The 6118-nt window shown below is 39.1% G+C and carries 7 protein-coding genes; 6 read left to right on the top strand and 1 reads right to left on the bottom strand.

Annotation, left to right across the window (positions count from 1 at the left end; translation table 11 throughout):
• Positions 1-215 precede the first annotated feature (215 nt).
• The 5 genes from PTT44_RS06405 to PTT44_RS06385 all read left to right on the top strand — a co-directional run bounded on the left by PTT44_RS06405 (position 216) and on the right by PTT44_RS06385 (position 4434).
• Positions 216-1118: an MlaA family lipoprotein gene (locus PTT44_RS06405; protein ID WP_168159489.1), complete on the top strand. Its 903-nt coding sequence runs from the start codon at positions 216-218 to the stop codon at positions 1116-1118.
• 98 nt (positions 1119-1216) lie between these two features.
• Positions 1217-2185, top strand: coding sequence for an RsbU family protein phosphatase GigA (gene gigA / locus PTT44_RS06400; protein ID WP_078388698.1), 969 nt, complete (start codon positions 1217-1219; stop codon positions 2183-2185).
• 112 nt (positions 2186-2297) lie between these two features.
• Positions 2298-2819: an anti-anti-sigma factor GigB gene (gene gigB / locus PTT44_RS06395; protein WP_004692241.1), complete on the top strand. Its 522-nt coding sequence runs from the start codon at positions 2298-2300 to the stop codon at positions 2817-2819.
• 23 nt (positions 2820-2842) lie between these two features.
• Positions 2843-3667 (top strand): carbon-nitrogen hydrolase family protein, encoded by an 825-nt coding sequence (locus tag PTT44_RS06390; protein WP_168159490.1) that lies wholly within the window; start codon positions 2843-2845, stop codon positions 3665-3667.
• Between the two features lie 341 nt (positions 3668-4008).
• Positions 4009-4434, top strand: a complete 426-nt coding sequence (locus PTT44_RS06385) for an organic hydroperoxide resistance protein (RefSeq protein ID WP_005400731.1) — start codon at positions 4009-4011, stop codon at positions 4432-4434.
• Positions 4435-4477: 43 nt separating this feature from the next.
• Here PTT44_RS06385 and PTT44_RS06380 read toward each other — a convergent pair whose 3' ends face one another.
• Positions 4478-5056, bottom strand: coding sequence for a hypothetical protein (locus PTT44_RS06380; RefSeq protein WP_168159491.1), 579 nt, complete (start codon positions 5054-5056; stop codon positions 4478-4480).
• A gap of 77 nt (positions 5057-5133) precedes the next feature.
• On the opposite strand from PTT44_RS06380, the gene PTT44_RS06375 reads away from it, so the two are divergent.
• Entirely contained in the window at positions 5134-6066 is a 933-nt protein-coding gene (locus tag PTT44_RS06375) for an IS5-like element ISAha1 family transposase (protein WP_195728735.1), read from the top strand.
• The last annotated feature ends 52 nt before the right edge of the window (positions 6067-6118 follow it).

Below are 6118 nucleotides of genomic sequence, written 5' to 3'. Positions count from 1 at the left end.
GTGCATTCTACAGTATTTCCAAACCAACACAACCCCCCTTTCCTCAATTATTTATAAAAAAACTTCCACTTGTTTATTTATTCAGCAAAATGGCGTTTTTTTACTAACATTTCTTAAAATTTGATTTAACAATGAGCAATAAAGAGCTGTTAAGATAGTTAAAACATTATTTTTTTAATTCACCTGCTGATTATAAAGTTCCGGAACTCTTTTATATGCAACACATTCGCCACTTATGTGCTGGTCTACTCTTTGTAGGCTTTACAACATTTGCATTTGCTGAAGATGTAGCGCCTGCGGCTGCCAGCGAAATAGATACCAGTGCTGATCCGCAAACAGCTCAATCTTCTTCGCTTAAAGAATTAAAGAATATTAAAGCAAAAGATTTAAAAGTAGATGCCAATGCAGCACAACCTGATAATGTAAAAGATCCACTTCAGCCTTTAAATAGACAAATTTTTGCCGTCAATGATGCTTTAGACCGTGCGATCGTTCGCCCAATTGCGGTGGAATATAAAGAAAAGATCCCGTCTCCGATTCGTGACTCTTATAGTGGCTTCCGTAAAAACCTCGGTGAACCTTGGAATGCGGTGAACCAACTTATACAAGGTCGTCCCGGCCGTGCCGCAAAAACTTTAGGTCGATTTACCATTAATACGGTAACTACTTTAGGTTTTGCAGATCCTGCTTCGCGCTTGGGTTTAGAAACTGAAGATGAAAACTTTGGTACGACTCTCGGCTATTGGGGTGTTCCATCTGGCCCATATCTAGTACTCCCAATTTTTGGACCAAGCACTTTCCGTGATGGCTTTGGCTTGGTTGTTGATGGCTATGCACGCCCACAAAGATACATTTTAGAAGATGAAGAAGGCCTGTATTGGGCGGAACAGGCTTTACGTGGTATTGATGTGCGATCACAACTGATTGATATTGAAGGTGCGATTCAAGGCGACAAATACTCCTCAATTCGTGATATTTATTTACAACGTAAAAACTTCATTATTGCTGAGAAAAAAGGCCATGAATCTGAAGGGATGTTTATTGATGATGTCGGTGATGATGATTCATCTAGCTCTCCATCAACCAATGAATCACATCAAATGTTAGATACCGAATAACAATGTATTGCAGCTAGAGTTGAATTTTTTTTCTCTAGCTGTAATTTGCTTGTTATAGTAAAGCAATAGCTTAATGCTAAGGATAAGCCATTTTTTTTATGTATTTCATTCAACCTTCTCGCCATATTCCATATTTAGAACAGGTGCTAGACACACTACCAAGTGTGCAAATGATTCGCATAGAAGACATTGATCTTTATGACCCGACTATTATTGCTATTGCCGATATTCAAGATTATTTAGATTATAAATGGACACTGCCTACCATTGTCCTTGCCTTTGAAAATGAAGGTAGTGCTTTAGCCCAAGCTTGGGAACTCGGTGCTTTAGCAGGTTGGATGTGGAATAAACTGCCCAGTAACCCACAGCAATCCTTACTCAAAATTGATGCTCAATATAAACGCAATCAAGACAGTCGCGATCTGCCTTCCGCAGCAGAGTTACAAAAGCGACTTTTACCAAACCCTATAGAACTCCAAAACTACACCGTTGAAACGTTTTTTCAGCCTTCTGCTTATTTGTCTGGAGACTGGTTTGATTATTGGAAAATTAGCGATAAAGAAGTGATGTTCTACTTGGCTGATGTATCTGGTCATGGGGTCACCAGTAGCTTATTAACCTCTTGGATGGCGGCTTTTCATGGTCGTGCCAAAACACCGCGTGGGTTAATTAAGAAACTCAATGGCATGTTGGTTCAAGAGAATATTGAAAAGCACATCACCATGATTGCAGGGATTTTAAACCTCGAAACACATCAACTTCGCTGGTCGAGTGCAGGACATTACCCACCCGCAATTATCTTTGAGCCAAATCAAGCTCCTAAAATATTACATACCAGTAGTTTTCCTTTAGGCCTTACTGAAGAACTGGAAGTTGAAGAGCATGAATGTGTACTCAACCGTCATGCCCGCTTCATTATTTGTTCCGATGGCGCACTCGAACCCTTCAATGGCGGACTGAATGATCAGTTCACACAATTGGTCTATCATTTGCAAAATCAATCCTTTGAAGCACCAGAGCATGTTGCAGACGATATTGCTATATTAAGTTTACGTCGAATGAATTAATTAAATTATCAATAACTTATTACAATATCCTATCTTCTAAGACTGTTAGATACTTGAGTAAGTATTTGCCCTATGGGATAATTTCCTATCCTTCTCTGCAAATGGCATTTATATGTCAACAGGTCATGTTGAATATGCAAGCTTGAATGGAACGCATATTTTTAAGCTTATTGGCGAAGTGCGTGCCCAATCTTGTATCAGTCTAGACAAACTTTTAAACCGTATTGAACAACAGTCAAATGTTGTTGGTGCAATCGTAGATTTAACCCAAACTACATTCATCGACAGCACTGTGTTAGGCATTTTGGCAAAGTTAGGCTTAAAGCTTAAACAGATCCATAATATCCAAGCTGTCATGTTGTCCACCAACTCTGATATCACTACCTTAGCCAACAGCATGGGACTAGGGCAGGTTTTTGTGATTTTAAACTACTGCGGCGATCCAAACGTTTGTACCCTCGAACTGATGGAAGAGCACATTACACATCGTAATATGTTAAACACCGTACTAGATGCACATAAAACTTTGATGGAACTGAATCAAAGTAATCAAAATATGTTTGAACCTTTGGTCAAACAGTTGCAAAAAGAACAAGACAGCCTCGACCAAGTGTCACAGCAACAAAACGCATAACAACAAATTTTGTAGGCCCATTTATGACTTTACTTTCTGTTGTACAGATGAACTCTCAAAATGACATTGAAGCAAACTTCCTTGTCATTGAGTCTCTCATTCAACAAAGTAAAGCAAATGGTGCTGAACTTATTGTGTTCCCCGAAAACTTCGTTTGTTTTGCCGCAGGCAAACAACGTGAGACCGCAGCACAGTTTGAAGACATTCAAAAGCGTTTAGAAAATCTTGCCCATCAATATCAGATCTGGATCGTCGCGGGTACCCTCCCATGTCCGTTCCGTCCAGATGGTTCTGTTATTGAAGATGGTCGTGTTCGTACAGTCAGTCTTTGCATCAGCCCTGAACGTACTGAAGCACGTTATGACAAAATTCATTTGTTTGACGTACAAGTTGGCGATGCTGTGGGTGGCTACCAAGAATCTAAGTTTTTTGAACCTGGTACAGATGTCGTTGTGGCAAAAACACCCTTTGGTAATATTGGCTTAATGGTTTGCTATGACTTACGCTTTCCTGAACTGGCTTTAACTTTACGCGCGCGTGGCGCAAATATCTTGACTGCTCCGGCTGCATTTACCTACACCACAGGGCAAATGCACTGGCAGTTATTATTACAAGCCCGGGCGATGGATAGCCAAAGCATCGTGTTAGGCGCAGCGCAACAAGGTTGGCATGGTGAAAAGAGACAAACTTGGGGACATGCAGCGGCAACCAATAGCCGTGGTCAAGTTTTGGATTTGATTCTTAACCCGGGCGCACAGTTGATTACGGTTCCTTTTGACTTGGCAGAACAAGCTCAAATTCGTGAAAGTATGCCGTTGATGCAACATCGGAAATTAGTACAGTTTTAATCAAGCCGTGATCTTTTAAGACAACTTCATTCTCAGCACAAAACCTCATGATGATTCGCTGCTGCTCTTTCATTGAGTAGCTTTAGCACACTAAATGCATGAATCTATCCCCCTTTTTAAATTGATAAAGTTTCCGTGCTTTCAGTTCTTGTTCACATCAACAAGCCCGATTGAGAATTTTTTTAAAAAACAATAACAGACATTCATATCATTGATTTTTAATAAAATAAAATCTCCACTTAATCGCAAGCATTCTCTGTAGAAATTTACAAAAACACTGCTTATTCTTTCTGCAATTTAGGACAGGATAAGGACTCAAATACAATATTCAGGGAATCACAATGTCTTTAGAAAAAGTAGTTTATACAGCACATGCTAAAGCGACAGGTGGCCGTGATGGTCGCGCAACCTCTTCTGATGGAATTTTAGATGTAAAACTTACCGTTCCTAAAGAAATGGGCGGCGCAGGTGGTGGAACGAACCCTGAACAGCTTTTTGCCGCAGGTTATTCTGCATGTTTTCTAGGTGCAATGAAGTTTGTTGCTAACCGTGACCAGTTAAAAATTACACCTGATGTTTATATCGAAGGTGATGTTGGGATTGGCCCGATTCCAACAGGTTTTGGTATTCAAGTGACCTTGAACATTCACTTAGAAGGTTTAGAGCAAGCAGAAGCCCAAAAATTAGTGGATGCAGCACATATCGTTTGCCCTTATTCAAATGCAACGCGTGGTAATATTGATGTGACATTGAATGTAATTGTTTAAGTCATCTCTTCTATCCCAAAGTCATAGCTTTGGGATAGAGATTTTATAACTTACAAGGGTTTAGAAATATCTTTTTAAATTTCTTTTGATCATCGATTTCATCTGCCAGCAAAATCAAATTTCCTTTTTGATCAAAATAAGAAGTGCCTTGGAACACAGTATATTGGGCAATATCAAAAATAGGGACGTTTTGAAAAATAGGGTGCTGAGTACTGATCAAAATATGTCTTTTTTTCGAATTTAATTGGCGAGCTGTGATTTTATTGTATTCAGAATCAGTTTCAATTAAACAATTATTCTTCGTATCAATAGCGATAAATTCTTGAGTCGCATCATCTTCTTGTTTATTTCTCGATAGAAAACTATGAGCCTGACATGGGCTACCACATGACATTTGAACATGATAATAATTTTGATTTAAACGCTCAATATTTGGTGATTTCATACCGCCATAAACTTTTTCTTTCTTGCCATTGGTGCTTCTAATGACATCACAAGACCACTCCATTTCATCATTGCATTGTTTATAAACATTAAAAGTTTCATCTTTTGCAAAACTAAGTGGAGTAAAAAATACCATACCACTCAGCACACCAAACAAGGCTAAGGATTTATTCATCATTATAAAGTTCTTTATTTCCATTCGGCTTTGTTGCACAAACCTATCTCTAAAGGCTTACTCCACAATATAATTCTCAAATGAATAAGCCCACACCTAAAATCTATCGTACAACCAATTGGTCTTCTTATAACAGTGCATTAATAAATCGAGGAAATCTCTCAATTTGGTTTGATCCCAAGACTCAATGGTACGCTCAACCCAAAGGTAAACATGGTCGAAATCAAACTTATTCAGATACAGCCATCCAATGCTGTTTAATGATCAAATCCTTATTTCATCTTTCTTTACGCATGGTCACTGGCTTTGTGCAAAGTCTCATTCATCTTTGTAGATTAGATTGGACAGCACCAGACTATTCCACCATCTGCAGAAGACAAAAGCATATTGATATTGCAATTAACTATCAAAAAAGCAGTAATGGCCTCCAGCTACTCGTCGATTCTACTGGCTTAAAGTTTCTAGGCGAAGGTGAATGGAAGCGTAAGAAACACCAACCTGAATATCGTCGCCAATGGCGTAAACTTCATATTGGTATAGATGCTGAAACCCTTCAAATACGCGCTATTCAACTCACTACAAATAATGTGAGTGATTCACAAGTGCTTGGTGATTTACTCGATCAGATTCCACAAGATGAGCAGATTGACTCTGTCTATACTGATGGGGCTTATGACACCAAGCAATGCCGTCAAGTAATTGCAGACCGACAAGCACATGCGGTGATTCCGCCAAGAAAAAATGCGAAACCTTGGAAAGATACAAAGACCAGCTCGCTAGAGCGAAATGAATTACTTCGAACAGTTAAACGTTTAGGAAGAACAATATGGAAAAATTGGTCAGGCTATCATCGCAGAAGTCTGATAGAAACCAAGATGCATTGCATCAAATTATTAGGCGATAAACTCCGTGCGAGAAACTTTCAAAGCCAAGTCAATGAGATTCATGCACGTGTGGCCGTATTAAATAAATTTACAGATTTAGGTCGACCTCACACCCAAGTTGCCACTTAAATTTAGATAACTTGGAAGAAGTTTAGCTTTTGAATGTTTGTGCAACAAAGCC

It is taken from the genome of Acinetobacter sp. Gutcm_16 (genome assembly GCF_028649355.1).
Classification (GTDB): domain Bacteria; phylum Pseudomonadota; class Gammaproteobacteria; order Pseudomonadales; family Moraxellaceae; genus Acinetobacter; species Acinetobacter johnsonii.
Note: the sequence above shows the minus strand (reverse complement) of the source record. Positions and strands in the feature narration are given on the sequence as shown.

What these genes read in the sequence shown, in the direction of transcription:
- PTT44_RS06405 (WP_168159489.1), top strand. Translation starts at nt 216, where the DNA reads ATGCAACACATTCGCCACTTATGTGCTGGTCTACTCTTTGTAGGCTTT.
- gigA (WP_078388698.1), top strand. Translation starts at nt 1,217, where the DNA reads ATGTATTTCATTCAACCTTCTCGCCATATTCCATATTTAGAACAGGTG.
- gigB (WP_004692241.1), top strand. Translation starts at nt 2,298, where the DNA reads ATGTCAACAGGTCATGTTGAATATGCAAGCTTGAATGGAACGCATATT.
- PTT44_RS06390 (WP_168159490.1), top strand. Translation starts at nt 2,843, where the DNA reads ATGACTTTACTTTCTGTTGTACAGATGAACTCTCAAAATGACATTGAA.
- PTT44_RS06385 (WP_005400731.1), top strand. Translation starts at nt 4,009, where the DNA reads ATGTCTTTAGAAAAAGTAGTTTATACAGCACATGCTAAAGCGACAGGT.
- PTT44_RS06380 (WP_168159491.1), bottom strand. Translation starts at nt 5,056, where the DNA reads ATGATGAATAAATCCTTAGCCTTGTTTGGTGTGCTGAGTGGTATGGTA.
- PTT44_RS06375 (WP_195728735.1), top strand. Translation starts at nt 5,134, where the DNA reads ATGAATAAGCCCACACCTAAAATCTATCGTACAACCAATTGGTCTTCT.